Here is a 20,626-nt window from a genome sequence, read left to right as displayed (position 1 = left end):
ATTGGCTATAGGCAACGGTTTTTAATACCTTAATTTTATAATATGAATACGACAACGATACGTGTGGCTGTTTTTGATGATAATGCGTACCGGAGAGATAGTTTAAGTATGTTGATCAACGCATCGCCCCAGATGACCTGCACGGGAACTTTTTTTGATTGCAGCAATGTAATCACCGATGTACGAAAGGCCGATCCTGATGTGGTATTAATGGACATCGATATGCCCAATGTAAACGGGATTGAGGGCGTAAAGATTATCAAGGTCAACTTTCCGAATATCCAGGTACTGATGCAGACCGTTTATGAGGACGACAATAAGATCTTTGCCTCCATTTGCGCCGGCGCTTCTGGTTATATTCTAAAAAAATCGCCGCCCGTCCAGCTCCTGCAGGCTATTGAAGATGTATATAACGGAGATGCCGCCATGACGGCTTCGATTGCCAAAAAAGTGCTGACCGCTTTTCAGAAAAATGTCTTCTTTGAAGATAATGAAGAGCTGCAGCTAACGGCAAGGGAAAAGGAGATCCTTAACCTGCTGGTAAAAGGCTATACCCGCAAAATGGTGGCTTCTGCCTGCAACCTGAGCATCCATACCGTTAATACCCACATTAAAAATGTGTACGAAAAACTGCAGGTCAATTCCGTTTCAGAGGCGGTGGTAAAGGCCCTGAATCAGAAGCTCCTATAATCGCTCATGTTTAGTTTTGAATAGATAAAAAAGGGCGGAATTTCTATTTCGCCCGCTATTTCTGCTACATCGAAAATGCCGTGTTAATAATTTCTTCCTGTTCTGCTTTATGTACTTTCATAAACCCTGAAGCCGGCGCTGCGCTGGGCTTGCGGCCAATGATACCATAATTAATATCTTTCAGGTTCATTTGAAGGAATGAGGCGGCTCCCATGTTGAGCGGCTCTTCCTGAACCCAGTACCAAACGGCATTTTTATATTTTGCATACAGGGCATCCAATTGCTTTTTAGGAAGGGGGTACAATTGCTCCATCCGTACAACCGCCACATTCTTACGGTTGTCTTTCTGTTGTTTTTCCGCCAGGTCAAAATAGATTTTCCCGGAACAGAACAGTACGGTTTTCACGGCCACCGGGTCATCGGAATAAGTATCATCGATCAGTTCCCGGAACTTTCCGTTGGTAAATTCTTCTTTTAAAGAATAGCTGCCAGTATGCCGCAGGTTGGCCTTGGGTGCAAAATTCACCAGCGGTTTACGGAACGGCCATTTTAGTTGCCGGCGCAATGCATGAAAATAGTTGGCCGATGTGGTAATATTGGTCACTACAATATTCATCTCTGCGCAGGATTGTAAAAAGCGCTCAATCCGCGCACTGCTATGCTCAGGACCTTGTCCCTCAAAACCGTGAGGCAACAGCATTACCAGCCCGTTCATCCGGTTCCATTTCTGTTCTGCGCTGGTGATGAACTGGTCGATCATCGTTTGGGCGCCGTTTACAAAATCACCAAACTGTGCTTCCCAAAGCACCAGCACGTTGGGCGAGGCCAGGCCAAAGCCATATTCAAAGCCCAATACCGCATATTCGCTCAGCAGGGAGTTAAAGATGCGGAATTTTTTATCGGTGGGCAGGTCGCTCAACCGGTTGTATGCGGCATCTGTAACCTCATCTCTTAGTATTGCGTGGCGGGAGCTGAAGGTGCCGCGGCCTACATCCTGGCCGGTCATGCGCACATCAAACCCATCCATAAGCAGGCTTCCAAAGGCCATCAGTTCCCCGGTAGCCCAATCTACTTTTTGCTCCGTTTCGAGTAATTTCACTTTATCCTGCAGCAACTTGGCTACTTTTCTCAAGGGAGTAAATCCTCCGGGAATCGTCATCAGTCCATCAAATACGGTTTTAAACAATTCGGGGTTGATGGCGGTATCGGGGCTTTCATCAAAATCTGCAACGGTAGCCTTACGCAGACTTTTCCATTGCAGCTCAGGCTCCTGGTACTTATAGGGCAGGGGTTTTTGCTTCACTTCATCCAGGCGATCCTGGAGATCGGCCCAGAACTGTTTTTCCATATCCTTGGCCAGTTCCTTTGCATCTTCCTCGCCGTTATCCAGCAAATATTTTACATATACTTCACGGGGATTGGCATGCTTATCGATCAGCGCATACATAGCGGGCTGGGTAAATTTGGGGTCATCGCCTTCATTATGCCCATGGCGGCGGTAACACACCATATCAATAAATACATCGGCGTGAAACTCGTTGCGGTACCGGGTCGCAATCTCCGCACATTTTACCACGGCTTCGGGATCATCGCCATTTACATGCAATACCGGCGACTGCACCATCGCAGCAAGGGAGGTGCAATAATCGGCGCTGCGCGCATCGGAAAAATCGGTAGTAAACCCGATCTGGTTATTGATCACAAAATGGATAGTACCACCGGTATAAAAGCCATTCAGCTTCGACATCTGCAACAACTCGTATACCACGCCCTGTCCTGCCAGCGCCGCATCGCCATGTATTAGTATCGGCAGCACACTTTCATAACGTTCATCATGCAGTATATTGGCGCTGCTTCTTGCAAAGCCCAGTACCACCGGGTCCACTGCCTCCAGGTGCGAGGGATTGGGCATTAATTTCAGATGTACGGTTTCGCCATTGGTAGCCTGGATCACACTTCCAAAACCAAGGTGGTATTTTACATCCCCGCTTCCCATGGTCTGGGTAATTTCACCCGTACCTTCAAATTCGCTGAAAATCTGCTCGTAGGTCTTGCCCAGAATATTAGCCAGGATATTCAGGCGGCCGCGGTGCGCCATGCCGATCACTACTTCTTTTACTTCGAGAGTTGCCGCTTTATTGATGATGGCATCCAGCGCTGCAATAGTGGTTTCGCCCCCTTCGAGCGAAAAGCGTTTCTGCCCTACATATTTGGTATGCAGGAATTTTTCAAACATGACCCCTTCATTCAGTTTTTGGAGAATGCGTTTCTTTTGCTCCAATGGCAGGGGACTGGTAAACTTCTTTTCCATTTCATTGGTCAGCCAGTCTACCTTTTTCTGATCGCTGATATATTTAAATTCGATGCCTACATGGCTGGCGTAGCACTTTTTGAGGTGCGACAGGATGTTTTTGAGGGTGGTGGTACCCAGCCCGATCAGGTTGCCGGCCTCATACTCTGTATCCAGGTCCGCCTCCGACAGGCCAAAAAAAGGAAGGTCCAGGTTGGCTCCCCGGTCTTTCCGCTGTTTGATCGGGTTGGTATCGGCCAGCAGGTGACCTTTATTCCGGTACCCGAGGATGAGCCGGTATACGGCAATCTCCTTTCTCCAGTCGGACCCTCCGGACCCCGCAACTGCGGCCGGCGCGCCATTTTTTTGCGCTAACCCATTTCCCACTGCAAAATCAAAACCCTCAAAAAATTTCTTCAATTCTGTATCTACGCTATCAGGGTTGGTTACAAACTCCCGGTACATGTTTTCAATAAATTCGGGCGAGGAGCTTGTAATGTACGAAAAATCCTTCATTGTGAATGAACCGTTAATATATTATAAAAAATTCAATTTTAAATGCATTTAAAAATTGCAAATCAATGATTGCAACTTTCTTTTGCGAAAGTAACACTTAATTTGAATCCCGCCCAACAAGGAAGCCAGAGAAAGGTTAAAATAGTTAATAAGCTGTGATCCCGGGTTTGGGAAACGGGCTTTAGCGAAAGCAGCGCGCGCCTCAGGCAAGGTTACAATAGTTAATAGGCTGCGGTACCGGATTTGGAAGCCCATATAGCCGCAACGGGAAGAGACGGTTTTATCCTGCGAAAAATCATCCTGTTGGATGAATAATGCGCCTCCCATTGCTCCTCCTTGTTAATGGTCAGCGTGGCAATCCGGCTAAGCAAGTCTATAGTAGTGGCGCTGCCTTCCCGGGTGCTCAACCCTTCCAGCACAAAAGTTTTGGTGCCGGACCGGGTGTGCCAGGAGGCCGTTCCGGTTTGTGGCAAGCCTGCGTTGTTTTCAATAATAACTTTACCGTCATTGGTAAAGGCAAGGTACAGCTTCCCGTCTTTATTATAATGCCGGCCTTCTTCCAGTTCCAGGATATCAATATTCCAGATGCCGTAAAACTCACCGCCAGTCAGCAGGTATGCGGGAATATCTTTGACCGCGCTATATGGAACTTCGTTTTTTTCTTTGGTACAGCCCGGCGCCATCGCAAAAAGGAACAACAAAACCGTTATTCGTAATAAGTAACCTCTTTTTATAAATGTTGATTCCGAAATAAGCTTTTTCATAATAGTTGGTTTTCAGTGTTTCAGAAATTATACCGGTCAAATATATAAAAAGTTTTATGCAACATCTATACCCCGTTAATAATAGAGAAAGTCTTGGCGGAACGGGCACGCCCCGGGTTTAAAAACGGAGCGCATTCAAAAAAACTTGTTCATTAAAAAATAAACTGTTACTTTTGCCGTCCAAAAAAAGAGATCAATGGCGAATCATAAAGCTACAAAGAAACATGCACGTCAGGCCTTAAAGCGTCGCGACAGAAACCGGTATTATGGTAAAACAACCCGTAACGCCATTAAAACCCTGAGAGCGGCCGAAGGTAGCGCAGCAAAGGAACAATTATCCTCTGTTGAGAGCATGATCGACAAATTGGCTAAGAAAGGCGTTATTCACCGTAATAAAGCAGCCAATCTGAAAAGCAAGCTGGCTAAAAAAGTAAACGCGGCCGCAGCAGCAGCCTAATTAAGATATTTTCCGTTACCAGGGGAATAATAAAGGAAGAGCATCCACTCTTCCTTTTGTTGTTATTGCAATATTTTCCGTTTTATTCCTGCCTGGGTTTTTAAAGGGCGCTTAATGTGCCTGGTTATAGGCCATTACAGCACTCTTTACGCTTTTGTTATCCAGCAACAGTTGTTTTGCCCGTTCATAATCCTGCAAGCCTGTTTTTTCCATCACCATTTTAGTGCCGCGGTCTACCAGCTTATCGTTGGTCAGTTGCATATTCACCATCCGGTTGCCCTCTACCCTTCCCAACTGAATCATTACGGTTGTTGAAATCATGTTCAACACCAGTTTTTGTGCGGTACCGCTTTTCATGCGGGTACTTCCGGTAACGAACTCCGGCCCCACAATTACCTCCACCGGGTAATCCGCAACAGCGCTTACCAGTGCGTTGGGGTTGGAGCTGATGCTGCCGGTAATAATGCCTCTTTTCTGGCACTCGCGCAAAGCGCCAATCACATAGGGCGTTGAGCCGCTGGCAGCAACTCCTACCACTACGTCTTTTTCGTTGACCCCGTGTGTCTCCAGGTCTTTCCAGCCCTGCGCTTCATCGTCTTCCGCATTTTCAACCGGTGTTGTTATGGCTTTCCAGCCGCCGGCAATAATGCCAATAACCACGCCTTCCGGCAACCCGTAAGTGGGTGGTATTTCACTGGCGTCTAAAATACCCAAACGCCCGCTGGTGCCGGCCCCGATGTAAAACAGGCGCCCGCCGGCAATCATATTTTCCACAATGGCCTCCACCAGTTTTTCTATATTGGGAATAACCTTCTGAACGGCCAGAGGCACCGCCTGATCTTCTCTGTTCATAGACGTCAGTAGCTCCTGTACCGACATTTTTTCGAGGTGATCATATCTGCTGGTCTGCTCCGTAATCTTTTCTCCTGCCATAAAGCCGATTCATTTCTTTTTAAATAGTTCCCGAATGATACGCGATCAATCCTTTCATAGGCTTCTGCAATACCTTGCCCAGTTCAAAACTGTAGCTGCTGCAAAGGTCCTTTAATACATCCTTAAAACCAAATGCAATACTGCCCACAAAGCTGATTGGGTGTTTCCAGGCTTCCTGGAATTTGCAAAGGTGCGTAAAAAAGAAATCATTTAAGCCATCTTCAATAATATTCTCAACCATATAATGTCCCCGGTTATCTGCCAGAAACTTTGCAAACCCGGCCAGGTAGCGGTTGGGCAACGGCTGCTTGTACACCCGCTCCAGTATTTCAGTGGCATTGGTTACATAGGCCGCATCAAAGCGGGCACGCAGATCTTCATCAAAGGTATTGTAAAGAAAATACTGGATCACCTTGCGGCCCAGGTAGGCCCCGCTGCCTTCATCGCCCAACACATAGCCCAGACCAGGGCTGTTCTTCTGAATTTTGCGTCCATCATAATAGCAGGCGCTGGCGCCGGTGCCCAGGATGCAGGCAATGCCTTTGGTGCGGCCGCAAAGCCCGCGGGCCGCTCCTTCCACATCATGCGTTACCTGTATTTTGGCTTCCCTGAACAATCGGCGCAAACTTTTTTGCACCATCTTCCGGTTATCAGGATTCAGGCAGCCGGTTCCATAATAAAAAACTTCGTCCACGGCTGCGTTTTTCAGCTTTGGCAGCAACTCCGCTTCCAGCAACCCTACAATCTGGTCGCCATTTAAGAAATAGGGGCTCACCCCGCTGGTTAAAACTGTTTTTGTTTTTCCTTCGTTTAGAAGACACCATTCCACTTTTGTAGATCCCGCGTCTGCGATCAATTGCACTTTTGACATTTGGACAGGAGTTGATTACCGATAGATACACCCGATACAAGTATCAAAATTAGCTTATTTATAAAATAATCAGAAAATGATTTGATTTCTAAAATAAACAGCAAAGATTGGCTATTTTGCACACCTGGTATAAATCACACGAATGAAAAAGAAATTTGAGGTCTGGCTGCCCTTACTGTTTTCCCTGGTCATGATTATTGGAATGTTTATCGGTTATAAACTTCGGGGCGCACAACCTAATGGGGGATTTGCAAAAACCGGCCGCAGCACGGCACTGGAAGAGGCGCTTGAAATCATCCGGCAGAAATATGTGGATTCTGTAAAGATCGATACGCTGGAGACCAATGCCATCCGGGAAATGATGAACGAGCTGGATCCGCACTCCATATACCTCCCGCCCATTGATCTGAAGGAAGCCAACGAAGAACTTTCCGGGAAATTTGAAGGCATTGGGGTCGAGTACAACCAGATCCGCGATACAGTGAATATCACTTACGTATTAAAGGACGGCCCCAGCGAAAAGGCCGGGCTCAGAATAGGCGACCAGATCATCCGGGTAAACGACTCGCTGCTTGCGGGTAAAAAAACAACCAGCGCCACAGTCCGCAATCTGATCCGGGGCGAAAAAGGCACAACCGTAAATCTCCAGATCCTACGCAATAAAGCCCTGCTTACCGTTCGGGTGGTCCGCAACAATATTCCCACACCTACGCTGGTTGCCTCCTATATGATTGACCCAAAAGCGGGCTACATAAAACTGGATAAATTTGGCTCCAATACCTACCGTGAGTTTATGGAAGCGATGGAGCAGTTGAAAAAGCAGGGACTTACAGAGCTGGTGCTGGACCTGCGGGGCAATGGCGGCGGCTATATGGACCAGGCCATTCAGGTGGCAGATGAATTCCTGAGCGGTGATAAACTGGTGGTCTTTACCCAAGGCACCAACAGCCCCAAAAAAGAATACCGCTGCAAAAGGCCGGGTATTTTTGAAACCGGCAAACTGACGGTACTTGTAGACGAACTGTCGGCAAGCGCCAGTGAAATCCTTACCGGTGCGCTGCAGGATTGGGACCGCGCCACCATCATCGGGCGCAGAACCTTTGGTAAAGGACTGGTGCAGGAGATCTTTCCGCTGAGCGATGGCGCTGCATTAAAGCTGACCGTATCCCGCTATTATACCCCTCTGGGCCGAAGCATTCAGCGCCCTTATAACAAAGGGAAAAAAGTGTATATGGATGATATCTGGGAGCGGTATGCCAACGGGCAGGCCTACTTTGCAGACAGCAATAAGGTGAACAATGGCAAACAATACAAAACCCCGTCAGGACGTATTCTTTATGGTGGCGGAGGCATTATGCCCGATATTTTTGTAGGGCTCGACACGTCCAAAACCTCAAAGGAAATCAACCGCCTGTTTTTTAATGGTGCTATTACCGATTTTGTTTTTCACTACTACCTCGAGCATCAAAAAGTGATGGATCCCTATGCATCGCCCCGCTCTTTTTCCCAGGACTTTGACCCCGAAAAAACCATGTGGCCGCTGTTTGTAACCCGGGCTCAAAAAGATACCGTAAATTTAACCCATATTCCCGAGGCCGAGAAGCTGCGGGTATCCAACCGGATGGAAGCGTATCTTGCCCGTTTTAAATGGAGGGATTCCGGGTATTACCAGATCCTCAACCTGACCGACTCCGTGGTGCTGAAAGCCGTTGATCATTTAAAAACAAACGAAGATGGAGATCAAAAATAATATACTGGAAACCATTGGCAATACGCCTTTGATCCGCCTGAACCGGATCACCAGCGCACTACCGTGCACGGTGGTGGCCAAAGTAGATTATTTTAACCCCGGCAATAGCATCAAGGACCGTATGGCTATTAAGATGATCGAAGTGGCCGAAGCAGAAGGTCATTTAAAACCCGGTGGTACCATTATTGAGGGCACCAGCGGCAATACGGGAATGGGACTGGCCCTGGGCGCCATCGTAAAAGGGTACAAATGCATTTTTGTTACCACCGACAAGCAATCCAAAGAAAAGGCCGATGTGCTGAAAGCCATGGGTGCCGAAGTGATTGTGTGCCCCACCAATGTGGAACCGGAAGATCCCCAAAGTTATTATAGTGTGGCGGCCCGGCTGGCAAAGGAAACCCCTAATGCCTATCATATGAACCAGTATGATAACCTGGCCAACCGCCTGGCGCATTATGAAACCACAGGCCCTGAAATATGGCGGCAGACAGATGGCAAAATAACCCACCTCGTATGTACGGCAGGCACCGGCGGCACCATAACCGGCACGGCAAAATACCTGAAGGAGCAAAACCCCAACATTAAGGTATGGGCCGTGGATGCCTACGGATCGCTCCTCACCAAATACTTCAATACCGGGGAAGAGGATATGAATGAAGTGTATCCCTACTTCAGCGAAGGGTTTGGCGAAGACTTTGTACCGAAGAACTATGACATGAGCGTTATTGACGCCTTTACACAGGTTTCCGATAAAGAGGGTGCTGTAATGGCCCGCAAACTGGCTAAAGAAGAGGGATTATTTTGCGGGTACAGCGCCGGAAGCTGTGTTAAAGGATTGCTGCAGTTAAAAGACAGTTTGACCCCCAACGATCTTGTGGTTTGCATCTTCCACGATCATGGCAGCCGGTACGTGGCCAAGATCTATAACGACCAATGGATGATGGAGCGCGGCTTCCTGGAAGTAAAAACATTTAAAGACATTATCAGCAGCCGCAAAAACCGGCCGCTGGTTACCATACCTTCAAACGCGCCCGTATCAGAAGCCGTTGAGCTGATGCGCAAATATGATATTGAGCATATACCTGTTATGGACAACGGCGCTATTGTGGGCGCAGTAAGCGAAGGCGGCCTGTTTCAGCAAATCTTTTCGGACCCGAACATAAAAAACGAAAACCTGAGGAATATCCTGGAGCCCTCTTACCCTATCGTAGCATTTGATACTCCGGTAGAACGCATCGGGTCGCTCATCAGCAAGGCCAACGGGGCCGTGCTGGCGCAGGACGAAGCGGGGAATTATCATATTGTGACCAAGTACGACATTGTGCAGAGCGTAGCCAAATAAAAGTTGTATCTCTCCCAGATAGTATATGCAAAAAACAGGGGGCCATTATACCTATGATGACTGGGTGCACTGGGAAGGCCGGTGGGAGCTGATCGATGGTATTCCTATTGCCATGAGCCCGATGCCGCAGCCAAAGCACCAGCGGGTAGCTGCTAACTTAATCGTAGAAACGGAAATTGCCTTAAGGAAAAGTAATTGCCGCAAATGCAAGGTATATCAGCCCCTTGATTACAAAATCTCTCCGGATATTATCCTGGTTCCGGATGTGCTGGTCGTTTGTGGCGAAATATCTAAACGTTATCTGGATTTTACACCGGCACTGGTGGCAGAAGTATTATCCCCATCTACTGCATTGCGCGACCGTAATACCAAGTACGAGCTATATGAACAGCAAGGCGTGCGCTATTACCTGATTGCGGACCCGGACAAAAATACCCTCGAAATTTACCGGCTGATCAATGGCCGGTACGAACAGCAACCGGACCACGATACCGTTTCCTTTGATTTCGAAGATGATTGCAGCATTGATGTGAATTTTACTGAAATCCGGAGCTAACCGGCAGGAGATTTGAGCTATCAAACTAAAACAGGCTTTTAGCTTCTAACATCGGTCATCACGTAGTCAACAGGATCTGAAGTGAAACTTTATCCCGATTCCCGGGAAAACCTGGAACCCCCGAAAAACCCTACCTTTGGCATCAAAATTAAAAATCGCATTATATGATAATTGCCAATCCTACAGGAAAAACGCTGGAAGTGCTGCTTGACCACCTCCTACCCTATTATCCCAATGCTAAAATCAAAAAAGCGGTCTTTAACCTTTTTGGCCCGCAAAGCCTGGTTCTCCCATCCGGTAGCATGAAGCACATTGTACGCCCGGTAAAAAACAATACCCTGATCATCACCGATTTCATTCCTCCGGTTCTGATTACCATTGCAGCCCTTGTGGCAAGCATTCTTATTATTTCATTAATCTTTGCAATTCTGGGAGTGCCGGTAATAGGGGGTGTTGGAGGACTGGGATTTATCCTGATGTTCCTGCTGATAAAGGCCCTTTATAAATCGGTCAATAAACAAAAGTTTGAAAAATTCCATACCAATCTGAACCTGGCCATGGCCGGTTCCAGTCAGCCGGGGTCTGTCTTTTAACCCGCATCAGCGGTATCCCGAAAGTATATAATCCCTGGCTGCGTAAGGCTCCAGCGCTTTCAGCCTCCGGGCAATAAGCGCATTCCATTGTTCCTGCTTTTTTTTATTGCGGCCATTATTGGTGTCGGCATCATATTTTTTTTGAAAAGCATGAAGCTCCGCAAACAGCCGCTTTGCTTCCCTGGTAATGTGTTCCATTGTTGTACTGCCCCGTGGCTGTGTTTGCAAAAAGCGCGATAATTCCCGGGCATAGATCTCCGAAATATCAAAGTGCTTTTGTTCATGATTCAGCAGGTAAGCAAGATCCACCGCCGGGCCTTTTGCCACTTTTTCCAGGATATAGGAATGTGCAGGATCCATCTGCGCATAAACGCGGATCAATACCTTCCCTTTTTGGGCGCCGGAAGCAATGGAGCTCAGCGAGTAAATAAATCCCGTACGGGTTACCGCCATATTGGCCCCAAGACTGGCCGGGGTTGTTTGTCCTCTTTTTACTACCCTGAAATCTGTTGTGCGAAGCGCACGTGAAGGCAACCAACGGACTACGGTTGATTGCCCCATCAACGCCTGTGCCAGCATCAACCCGGCAACCAGCAAAACAATCTTCATAAAGTTAAAACACAAAATCGCGCCTTGCCATATTCCAGCGCAACCCAACGGCAAGCCATTTGGTGGTTTGGTCCGGCACGGTGGCTACCTGGTATTTGCGGTACATTCCGGTTACGTCAAAAAACAGGTTTTGAATAATCTCGTAAGAAACCATCAGCGAGCCGATCATGGCCTTATTGCTGACGCCGCCGCCAATATAATATCCATCTTCCCGCTCACGGCCATCAACATAGTTCCGGAAGAGGTCGCCTCCGTAACTCGGGGAGGCCCAGGCCGTATTATAATTGGTGGTATCGAGTCCTTTATTATACATAACAAGCATGGCTTTTAAATAAAGGCGCGGCAGCGGCTGGTAGTTGGCAATACCCACAAACTCCTTAAAATTGGCGCCCAGCGGGTGTGCCAGCGGCTGGTTGTAGTGGATGAAATTATTTTGCGCCCATTTATCAGTATAGGTAAACGGACGTACAAAATTGCCTTCTACCTGCAGATCCAGATTCCTGATGGTAAAGGCATCGGCATATTTAGCACCGATCTGGTACCCAAATTTATTGACCCAGGGGCCGCCTGATTTAAAAGCTTTACTTACCACAAATTCATTGATGAGCCATTGCCCGTATGCCTGGAAATGTTTGGCAAAATTAGCTTTTACATCCAGCCCGATGCTGGACTTGGCGCTGTTGCCGGTATAGGACGAATAGGCCCGGTTAAACATCGATGGATTGAAGTAGCCCACCTGCAATCCTCCGTTCTTTTTGCTGTTGTAGGTAGTGCTTTCAAAAAAACCCAGCTTCAGCCAGTTGGTTGGCTGCCAGGTGAGGTAATGAAACATCATATAGTTGCGCGGACGGGTAGAATCTTTTCCAAAATATACGTTCTCAAAGGGGGCAATGGTTTGGGCAGCCACGGATGTCAGCTGGAACTTTCCTGCCTGGACCCCCAATTTTAAGAAGGGGTAGGGTGCGCTGAAATCACTGATATAAAGCGTGCGGTAGCCATCCCCAATAAAAAATTTATCGTGCCCAATCTGGAAATCGATATACTTCCCGGCATGGAAAGTAACGCCACCGCGTACATCCCAATAATCGAACCCATCTCCTTTAAATCCTTTGTAGTAGCCGATCCCCGGTACACTTACATGTGCCTTGTTATAATCCTGCACATATAGCGGATCCCGTTCCTGGTTCTCGGAAAAATACAGGTAATACCCTACCCGTTGATCAATTTGCCCGCGAAAGCGGACCCCGCGCGTATTCACAAAGGTTTTGGTGCCTGTAGCTTTTCCCAGTTCAAAATTGATTACCGGATCAATGATCAGGCTGTACTGATCGCGCTTATCAACCGAGTATAAATGCGCCGGGTTCTTGAAAAAAGCCCCCAGGATGGGTTTCCGCTGAAAAGAATCGGCGTAGTTAGTTGTCCAGTCCGAATTATTCATCATCATGCTCCGGATATTATACCGGTCGATGGGAGTCAATACGCCTTCCAGCGCCCCGGCCTTATCCAGCGAATCGATCCGCTCTACCCGCTCGGTAGCCCGTTTGCGGCCGTAGGGTTTTACCGTAGTGAACTGCAACACAGAGTCGCCCCGGAGTTTGATATCCAGCCGGTCTATCAGCCGGTTTTGTTTATCGCTCAACTCAATATTATCGGTTTGTGCATTGCCATAAAAAGGCAGCAGGATCAACGCAAGCTTCAGGACATTTTTGATTTGCATAAAAATCAGATAATGGTTTAATGATTTTTTTCCGGCCTCATCGTAACAAAGATAAGACCATCCATAAGTTTATTATAACAGGATTGCCACCAAATGATTAATTTCGAAAAATTTTAGGCGGGATTTGCCCACTATATTGTTGCACTCAATTACAAAAACCATGCAAACATTCCTGATCCGGAACATAAACATCGTAAATGAAGGTAAAACAGCAACCGCGGATGTGCTGATCCGGGATGAAAAAATAGAAAAGATCGGCGGCACAATTGCTGTAGGCGGTAGCGTAACCGAAATAAACGGGGAAGGAAAATACCTGTTGCCGGGAGCGATCGATGACCAGGTCCACTTTCGTGAACCGGGGCTTACGCATAAAGCCACCATCTATACCGAAAGCAAGGCCGCGGTGGCCGGAGGCGTTACCAGCTTTATGGAAATGCCCAATACCGTTCCCCCCGCCTTTACCCTGGAGCTGCTGGAAGAAAAATATGAAACAGCACGTAAGACCTCACTGGCTAATTATTCTTTTTTCATTGGTACCAATAATCAGAATGCGGCCGATGCCCTGACCGCTAACGCCCATAAAGACCGCATTTGCGGTATTAAAGCTTTTATGGGATCCAGCACCGGCAACCTGCTGGTAGATAACCCACTGGTGTTGGAAAAACTGTTTGCCGAAAGTGAGATGCTGATTGCCACGCATTGTGAAGACGAGCGCATCATCAAAGCCAACATGCAGGCGGCTTTAGAATCCGGCAGGGCGCTTACCACTGCCGACCACCCGGTGATCCGGAATGAGGAGGCCTGCTTCGAGTCGTCTTTCTATGCCGTGCAGCTGGCCAAAAAACATGGGTCCCGGCTTCATATCCTGCACATCAGCACTGAAAAAGAGCTGCAGCTGTTTACCAATATGCTTCCGCTTAAAGACAAGCGGATCACCGCCGAAGTATGTGTGCATCACCTGCACTTTACGGCAGATGACTACCCCGTGCAGGGCAACCTGATTAAATGCAACCCCGCCATTAAGGCCTCCCATAACCGGGAAGCGCTCTGGAAAGCCTTGCTGGACGACCGGCTCGATGTAATAGCCACCGATCATGCGCCACATACCCTTGCGGAAAAACAGGAGTCCTACCTAAAGGCCCATGCCGGTGTACCCCTGGTACAGCACTCCCTGTCACTGATGCTTTACTATGTAAAACAAGGCAAGATCAGCCTGGAAAAAGTAGTAGAAAAAATGAGCCATGCCGTAGCCGACTGCTTCCAGGTTAAAAACCGCGGTTATATCCGTGAAGGCTATCAGGCCGACCTGGTGATTGCCGATATGAACGCCCCTTTTGCAGTAACAAAGGAAAATATTTTATACAAATGCGGCTGGAGCCCTTTTGAAAATGTGGATGGCCAGGGCACCCCTTTTGAATTTCCGGCAAGCATTACCCATACTTTCATAAACGGGAATTTAGTTTATGGAAACGGACAATGGAATGAGTCTTTAAAAGGACAACGATTATTATTTGACCGGTAACGGGCGAAGCCTGTGGGTTCAAGGTTTAATGTTTAAGGTTTGACGTTAAGCTTTTGAACATTGAACATTAAACTTTAAACGGGATCTATGCAGATCGATGATATCTCTTTTAACGACATCGCTATCTTTCACCCGGAGGAGGATTACTCCATCTTTCACAAACTTAATTTTACCCGCACTTTTGGCGGAAAGGAATGGCTCCGGCATTTTTTTTCTCATCCCTTTGCCGATATTGATAAGATCCGGGGGACTCAAACCATTCTCCGGAAGCTGATCCGCCATGTAGACGAATGGCCCGAAGACATTACCAATGGAACGATACTGGTGATGGACCGTTTCCTGGATTATGCCCTGGACCGCGTAGGCAATAGCCCCAATGTGGTGGATGCCGCCATTTACCGGGTATTGCACCATGCCGATTACTCCATGGTGCGGTTCTCCATCAATCATTTTGCCGATTTTTTCAGGAGCATCCGGCAGATCGCCCTGCTATTGAAGGAAGTGGAGCTTCCGGCTGGCTTTGCCATTTATGTGGACCGGATAGAGCAGCTGCTGCGTATTGAAGCATTTGATCAGCTATCCGAAATAGTAAAAGACCAGCCCATCTCCATGAGCAAGAACCTGTATTTTGCAGGTCAGCTACGCGAAATGCACAAGCATGCCGTACAGGAGCTGATCGATATTTACAGCCGGCTGGATGCCTGGTATTCGATGGCCATGGCGGTTAAGCATTACAACCTGGCGTTCCCTGAGTTTACCGAAGGAGCTACACCGGTTATAGAAGCCAATGGCCTTTACCATATTTTATTGCAAAAGCCCGTCCCCTACGATCTCCGGATCAACCAGGAAAACAATTTCCTATTCCTCACCGGGGCCAATATGGCCGGCAAAAGTACGCTCATCAAGTCCGTAGGGGCCGCCGTGTTCCTGGCACATATCGGCATGGGCGTACCGGCTGCCTCCATGAAGCTGACGCTGTTTGACGGTCTGATCAGCAATATTAACGTGATGGACAATATCGTAAGAGGCGAAAGCTTTTTCTTTAACGAAGTACAGCGTATCCGGAACACGGTAGAAAAAGTAAGCAACGGTCAAAAATGGCTGGTACTGATCGATGAACTGTTCAAGGGCACCAATGTACAGGATGCCATGCGTTGTTCGCTGGCCGTAATTAAAGGATTGCTAAAAGTAAAGTCTTCGCTCTTTGTTCTGTCCACCCACCTCTATGAAATAGGTGAAGATCTTGCCGGTGAAAAAAGCATCGCCTTTAAACATTTTGAAACAACCGTTAACGGCGAAACGCTTTCCTTTAGCTACCAGCTAAAAGAGGGCATCAGCAGGGATCGTCTTGGGTATTTTATTTTGAAGAAGGAAAAGGTGATCGATTTGCTGGATCGGTTGTAGCCGGCCCCGCTGTTTATACTGAGTAAAGACGAAATAGAGGAAGCTTCGATATCCCCGGGTTTATAATTTCCGGACAACCCCGATGCCGATCCTCACATTACGGTTGGTGATAGCAGGCGATGATCCGCCTGTTAAAAAGTGCTTTTGCGAAAGCCGCCCTCAACACCTGCGTCCGCAAAGGGTTGTGTTTTCCGCATCCTGTTCACCAAAAAACGGGCGAACACCGGCACTTTTATATAATAAGCATTTTCTGTTCTGCGGGTGGAATACCCTCCATTTTTTTCCGATGCCCCTTCCTTATTAAAAGCCACACCGGCTCCCAATCCTACAGGACCTCCTCCCATTTTTACCAGATTGACACCTCCTCTGTTGCCATTTCCGACCGACAGATCGGGGAACCACAAGAAGTGTAGCGCTTCTTAATACAATCTGTATTGATGACAAAGAGCCATTTCTTTAGTTTTCTTCCTGCTTTTTCTCCTGATCAATCGCATGCGCGTCAGGTTAAGAACAGATCATGTTGCCATGAAATGTAGTAAGGGTAAGCCTTTCACGCCAAAAAGATCGCATCTTTTAATGGCAAACAGGCGCAGCGCGGCGGTAATTTTCTGTGCACCGCTTGTACAAACCGCAATGATTACCGGTGCGCTGCACCTTTATTACCCGTATTGGCGGTTACTAACAGGATCAGCGCTGCGCTGCAGCTTTCAGTGACAAAAATCAAACTGACGCGCATGCGATCAATCGGAAATAAAAAAGCAGGCAAAAAATCTTGTCTGCAAAGAAGGCAAATCCCGCCTGATGTTCTTTGCCCGCAATTGCCTTTCCAGCTTCCGGCGGGACCGCAAAAATGTGCGTTACAGGCTTTGGTGTTTCCGCCCGCGTGCTTTGGAGCAATTTGAAAATATGACAATGCTGCATCCGGTATAAAACCAGTCTCAGGTTAAACAGGGAACAGGGAGTTCATTGAGTAACAAAACAGGACCTAACGTGAAACATGGGACGTTAAACCTGAAACTACCTCTTCAAGAAACAACATCGCCTTAACCTTGCACCTCTCCGTTGAGCGTTTGAATATACCCCAGCACTTCATCCCGACCCAACTGGTCGATAGCGGAGGTAACAAAATGCGGAGGCAGCTCCTCCCAGCTTTCCTTCAGTGCATCAAGAAAAGCATTTACATTCCGCACAGTGGCTCCCGGTTTATTTTTATCGGCTTTCGTAAACACCAGGGCAAAGGGAATGCCCCACTCCCCCAGCTGGCTGATAAATTCAAGATCGATCTTCTGCGGCTCATGGCGGCTGTCGATCAGTACAAATAAACTGACCAGGTTCTCCCGTTTCAGGATATACCGTTCAATCATCATCGACCAGCTTTTGCGCTGTTTTTGCGAAACTTTTGCATAGCCATAGCCGGGAAGGTCTACCAGGTACCAGGGAGATTTAATCATTTTCCCCGCTTTATCGCGCATACCGGATACAATTTCAAAATGATTGATCAGCTGCGTTTTGCCTGGTGCGGCCGATGTTTTGGCCAGCGCTTTTTTATGGCACAGCATATTGATGAGGGACGATTTGCCTACATTACTCCGGCCGATAAAGGCAAATTCCGGCCGGTCGGCCTTTGGGCATTGCGTATATTCAGCACTGCTCTTTATATACGCCGCAGATACAATTTCCATAACTGCAAATTTACAGGGAAGGGCGCAATCGCAGGTGAAAAGGCACCGGTACCTGTTGTTTTTCGCCGCTGAGCACCAGCTTTGCCGCCTCCTCGCCCATCGCCGCAAAATCGGTAGAAAAAGTGGTGATGCCCTGCAGGATCAGTCGCTTCAGGGGTGTTTCGTTATAGCTGATGACGCCTACCTCCCGGCCAATATCGAGTTTTGCCGCCATGATATTATCCACCAGGGTTACCAGATCATCCTCCATCAGGCAGATATATACTTCTTTGGGAGCCACCGCCTCTTTTTGAATATGGTGTACGATCTTACCATTAAAGGCATACTGCTGGCAAAAACGCTTAAACCCCTTGGTGATCTCCACCGGAAAATAGGAATACTCGGGTACAATGATCTTCAATGTTTCGTAGTGTTTCAGGCGATCCAGTGCTTTTTCGAGCGACTGGTAGATGTCTTCTTCAAAATTTTCATATACGGCGCTGAAGTCGCCGGTGACCCCGGGCACCAGCTTATCCAGCAGGATCAGCTTTTCTTTGGGCAGGGCGTTTATGATTTCGGGCGCAGCCTCCCCTCCCTCCAGGAAATGGGTAATGATTACAAAATGGGTATACTGCTGCTCAATACCCGATATCAGTTTTTTGAATAAGTTGAAATCATTGTTATAAATATAAAAATCAATCAGTGCCGTTGGCCCCAGCGTTTTTACAAAAGCATCATAAATAATTTTTTTATGCGTGCTTAGCTTGTTAAACATCAGAAATATTTTCATTGAGCTTTGCAATTCGCCCGCTTTCACAAAATACCCCTTGCCGGGCACAGACCCCAGCACGCCCATCCGCTTAAGATGCTTATAGGCTTTTTCGGCCGTGTCCCGGGAAATTTCGAACTCATAGCTCAATTCATTAATAGATGGCAGCACCTCGTCCTTCCGGATGCTGCCATCGGCGATAGCATTAATAATGGATTGAGCCAGCTGTTGGTATTTGGGCGTAGCCGATAAAACGTCCAGTTCAATATGCTTTAAAATGCTCATGTCAATAACAAATAATACGTGCCTCTAAAAATAGGAAAAATAAAGAGTAGCTTTGCGGTTTATGACAGAATTTTCGCATGACCATATCATCCCGTATAAAGAATCGGGGAAGTCAAAAAAAGAGCAGGTAGCCGAAATGTTCGATCGTATTGCACCGCGGTACGATCTTACCAACCGGGTGCTTTCCGGCCGCAGCGATGTGGCCTGGCGCAAAAAAGCCATCGGAATGCTCAAAAAATACCAGCCTCTGCAGATCCTCGATATTGCTACAGGAACCGGCGATATGGCGCTGCGGGCCTTTAAAATGCTTGCTCCCCGGCATATTACGGGCGTTGACATCTCTGCCCAGATGCTGGAAGTGGGCCGCCAAAAGATCGCCAAAGAAGGGCTGAGCGACCAGATAACACTGGAACAGGGCGATTCTGAAAACCTCAGGTTCCCGGATCAGCAGTTCGATGCTGCTATGGCCGCCTTCGGCGTCCGCAATTTCGAGAACCTGGAAAAAGGGTTATCGGAGATGTACCGGGTATTAAAACCTGGCGGACAATTGCTGATCATCGAATTTTCGCGGCCCCAACCGGGGATCTTCAAGGGGCTGTACCAGCTTTATATGAATGTGCTGGCACCGCAGATCGCCTCCCTTCTGAAGCAAAATAAGGAGGCTTATCAATACCTCAATCAATCGGCCCGCGCCTTTCCCGAGCGCAAAAACTTTACTTCGATCCTTGAAAAAGTAGGTTTTTCCAACGCCCGGTATAAGGCGCTTACTTTTGGCATTTGCTGCATTTATACGGCGGAGAAATAACCTGTTTCATGTTTGAGGTTTAAAGTTCCAGGTTTCACGTTTTCTCCGGAACAGGGCTGATGGCTGAATGCAAGTGCGGCGTTCGATTTTTAGTACTCCCGGATCCCGATCGGAAGAAAGATTACGTAGCTATGCCGGAATCTTCACTTCTGCATTCTATATTTCGTATTCAATATTTTACATTCCCCGCAGGGGCACGAACACATTTCCACAACCTGTCCCGCTCTGCGGGATTCTCGAATTTTCAAATTCCCACAATCATGAAACTCATATCGCTTGTTCCCTCCATAACCGAGCTTTTATACACCCTGGGGTTGGAACAGGAGGTGGCAGGCATTACCAGGTTTTGCGTTCATCCGCAAAACTGGTTCCGGACCAAAACAAGGGTAGGCGGCACCAAAACCCTCAACATCGAAAAAATCAGGGCGCTCCGGCCAGAACTGATCATTGCCAATAGAGAAGAAAATGTAAAAGAGCAGGTAGCCGCATTGCAGGAATTATTTCCCGTGCTGGTTACCGATGTCAACAATTACCCCGAGGCACTCAATATGATCTCCGCCATTGGCGCCGCTACCCAACGTACATCCGAAGCTGCAGCATTGGTATCAGCTATTGAAAAAGAATTTGCAGGCCTTCATATCCCCGTACAAAAAAAAGCAGTCTATTTCATCTGGAAAGACCCCTGGATGACGGTGGGCGGCGATACCTTCATCAGCGATATGATGCATCGGGCAGGCTTCACAAACCTGTACGCCACAAAGAACCGTTATCCGGTCGTTAGCATGGAGGAGGTTCAGGCATTGGCTCCTGAATACCTTCTGCTGGCTTCGGAACCCTACCCGTTTAAAGAAGAGCACCGGGAAACGCTACAGCAGCTTTTTCCCGGTTGCCGGGTTCTGCTGGTGGATGGCGAACTGTTTAGCTGGTACGGCAGCCGGATGCTGAAGGCGCCAACTTATTTTCAGGTATTACAAAAAAGCTGAACTTCTTATTTTACACAAGATCTGAAGGGCCTGTTTACAGAACCGGAGCACTCCAATGAAACCCGTTAAAAATTCCGCAGGCAGGGCCCACCCTACCTGCGGATAAACA

19 protein-coding genes are annotated in these 20,626 nt (G+C 47.8%); 10 read left to right on the top strand and 9 right to left on the bottom strand.

All coding sequences use genetic code 11. The features are described from left to right. Positions 1 to 42: 42 nt before the first annotated feature. Positions 43 to 690 carry a response regulator gene (locus GGU45_RS18855; RefSeq protein WP_435227393.1) on the top strand — a complete coding sequence of 216 codons (648 nt, stop codon included), beginning with the start codon at positions 43 to 45 and terminating at the stop codon, positions 688 to 690. Between the two features lie 64 nt (positions 691 to 754). Here the strand turns inward: GGU45_RS18855 and GGU45_RS18850 are convergent, their stop codons facing one another. Beyond that, positions 755 to 3,496, bottom strand: coding sequence for a 2-oxoglutarate dehydrogenase E1 component (locus GGU45_RS18850; protein ID WP_435227391.1), 2,742 nt, complete (start codon positions 3,494 to 3,496; stop codon positions 755 to 757). A gap of 221 nt (positions 3,497 to 3,717) precedes the next feature. Continuing rightward, positions 3,718 to 4,260, bottom strand: a complete 543-nt coding sequence (locus GGU45_RS18845) for a hypothetical protein (RefSeq protein ID WP_435227389.1) — start codon at positions 4,258 to 4,260, stop codon at positions 3,718 to 3,720. Between the two features lie 196 nt (positions 4,261 to 4,456). Here GGU45_RS18845 and rpsT point away from each other — a divergent pair, with 196 nt between their 5' ends. Beyond that, entirely contained in the window at positions 4,457 to 4,717 is a 261-nt protein-coding gene (rpsT, locus tag GGU45_RS18840) for a 30S ribosomal protein S20 (protein ID WP_435227387.1), read from the top strand. 111 nt (positions 4,718 to 4,828) lie between these two features. On the opposite strand, the gene murQ is transcribed toward rpsT, so the two are convergent. Both murQ and GGU45_RS18830 read right to left on the bottom strand, forming a co-directional pair. Further along, positions 4,829 to 5,650: an N-acetylmuramic acid 6-phosphate etherase gene (gene murQ, locus GGU45_RS18835; RefSeq protein WP_435227385.1), complete on the bottom strand. Its 822-nt coding sequence runs from the start codon at positions 5,648 to 5,650 to the stop codon at positions 4,829 to 4,831. A 19-nt stretch (positions 5,651 to 5,669) separates the two neighbouring features. Further along, positions 5,670 to 6,521, bottom strand: a complete 852-nt coding sequence (locus tag GGU45_RS18830) for an N-acetylglucosamine kinase (protein WP_435227383.1) — start codon at positions 6,519 to 6,521, stop codon at positions 5,670 to 5,672. A gap of 142 nt (positions 6,522 to 6,663) precedes the next feature. Between GGU45_RS18830 and GGU45_RS18825 the strand changes: the two genes are divergently transcribed. From GGU45_RS18825 to GGU45_RS18810, 4 genes are all read left to right on the top strand, one after another. Next, positions 6,664 to 8,271, top strand: a complete 1,608-nt coding sequence (locus GGU45_RS18825; protein WP_435227381.1) for a S41 family peptidase — start codon at positions 6,664 to 6,666, stop codon at positions 8,269 to 8,271. Further along, positions 8,255 to 9,613, top strand: a complete 1,359-nt coding sequence (locus GGU45_RS18820; RefSeq protein ID WP_435227380.1) for a pyridoxal-phosphate dependent enzyme — start codon at positions 8,255 to 8,257, stop codon at positions 9,611 to 9,613. Before GGU45_RS18825 ends, GGU45_RS18820 begins: the two co-directional genes overlap by 17 nt. Positions 9,614 to 9,638: 25 nt before the next feature. Next, positions 9,639 to 10,169 (top strand): Uma2 family endonuclease, encoded by a 531-nt coding sequence (locus tag GGU45_RS18815; protein ID WP_435227378.1) that lies wholly within the window; start codon positions 9,639 to 9,641, stop codon positions 10,167 to 10,169. Positions 10,170 to 10,333: 164 nt separating this feature from the next. Then, the gene (locus GGU45_RS18810) at positions 10,334 to 10,762 is read left to right on the top strand and encodes a hypothetical protein (RefSeq protein ID WP_435227376.1); all 429 of its coding nucleotides are present in this window, start codon (positions 10,334 to 10,336) and stop codon (positions 10,760 to 10,762) included. 6 nt (positions 10,763 to 10,768) lie between these two features. Here GGU45_RS18810 and GGU45_RS18805 read toward each other — a convergent pair whose 3' ends face one another. Both GGU45_RS18805 and GGU45_RS18800 read right to left on the bottom strand, forming a co-directional pair. After that, positions 10,769 to 11,371, bottom strand: coding sequence for a DUF922 domain-containing protein (locus GGU45_RS18805; protein ID WP_435227374.1), 603 nt, complete (start codon positions 11,369 to 11,371; stop codon positions 10,769 to 10,771). Between the two features lie 4 nt (positions 11,372 to 11,375). Next, a complete protein-coding gene (locus GGU45_RS18800) occupies positions 11,376 to 13,088 on the bottom strand; it encodes a hypothetical protein (RefSeq protein WP_435227372.1) in 1,713 nt (570 codons plus the stop codon). A 160-nt stretch (positions 13,089 to 13,248) separates the two neighbouring features. Here GGU45_RS18800 and GGU45_RS18795 point away from each other — a divergent pair, with 160 nt between their 5' ends. Continuing rightward, the gene (locus GGU45_RS18795) at positions 13,249 to 14,610 is read left to right on the top strand and encodes a dihydroorotase (protein WP_435227370.1); all 1,362 of its coding nucleotides are present in this window, start codon (positions 13,249 to 13,251) and stop codon (positions 14,608 to 14,610) included. Positions 14,611 to 14,697: 87 nt separating this feature from the next. Continuing rightward, positions 14,698 to 16,014 carry a MutS-related protein gene (locus GGU45_RS18790; protein WP_435227368.1) on the top strand — a complete coding sequence of 439 codons (1,317 nt, stop codon included), beginning with the start codon at positions 14,698 to 14,700 and terminating at the stop codon, positions 16,012 to 16,014. A 131-nt stretch (positions 16,015 to 16,145) separates the two neighbouring features. Here the strand turns inward: GGU45_RS18790 and GGU45_RS18785 are convergent, their stop codons facing one another. The 3 genes from GGU45_RS18785 to GGU45_RS18775 form a co-directional block, all read right to left on the bottom strand. After that, positions 16,146 to 16,358, bottom strand: coding sequence for a hypothetical protein (locus GGU45_RS18785; protein WP_435227366.1), 213 nt, complete (start codon positions 16,356 to 16,358; stop codon positions 16,146 to 16,148). 699 nt (positions 16,359 to 17,057) lie between these two features. Continuing rightward, positions 17,058 to 17,696: a ribosome biogenesis GTP-binding protein YihA/YsxC gene (gene yihA / locus GGU45_RS18780; RefSeq protein WP_435227364.1), complete on the bottom strand. Its 639-nt coding sequence runs from the start codon at positions 17,694 to 17,696 to the stop codon at positions 17,058 to 17,060. Positions 17,697 to 17,706: 10 nt separating this feature from the next. Beyond that, entirely contained in the window at positions 17,707 to 18,729 is a 1,023-nt protein-coding gene (locus tag GGU45_RS18775) for a GntR family transcriptional regulator (protein WP_435227362.1), read from the bottom strand. 61 nt (positions 18,730 to 18,790) lie between these two features. Between GGU45_RS18775 and ubiE the strand changes: the two genes are divergently transcribed. Together ubiE and GGU45_RS18765 are read left to right on the top strand one after the other, a co-directional pair. Continuing rightward, positions 18,791 to 19,534, top strand: coding sequence for a bifunctional demethylmenaquinone methyltransferase/2-methoxy-6-polyprenyl-1,4-benzoquinol methylase UbiE (ubiE, locus tag GGU45_RS18770; protein WP_435227360.1), 744 nt, complete (start codon positions 18,791 to 18,793; stop codon positions 19,532 to 19,534). A 260-nt stretch (positions 19,535 to 19,794) separates the two neighbouring features. Then, complete coding sequence (locus GGU45_RS18765) at positions 19,795 to 20,517, top strand: ABC transporter substrate-binding protein (protein WP_435227358.1); 723 nt, start codon at positions 19,795 to 19,797, stop codon at positions 20,515 to 20,517. Positions 20,518 to 20,626 lie beyond the last annotated feature (109 nt).

This window comes from Niabella hirudinis (genome assembly GCF_051201075.1).
GTDB lineage: Bacteria > Bacteroidota > Bacteroidia > Chitinophagales > Chitinophagaceae > Niabella > Niabella hirudinis.
Note: the sequence above shows the minus strand (reverse complement) of the source record. Positions and strands in the feature narration are given on the sequence as shown.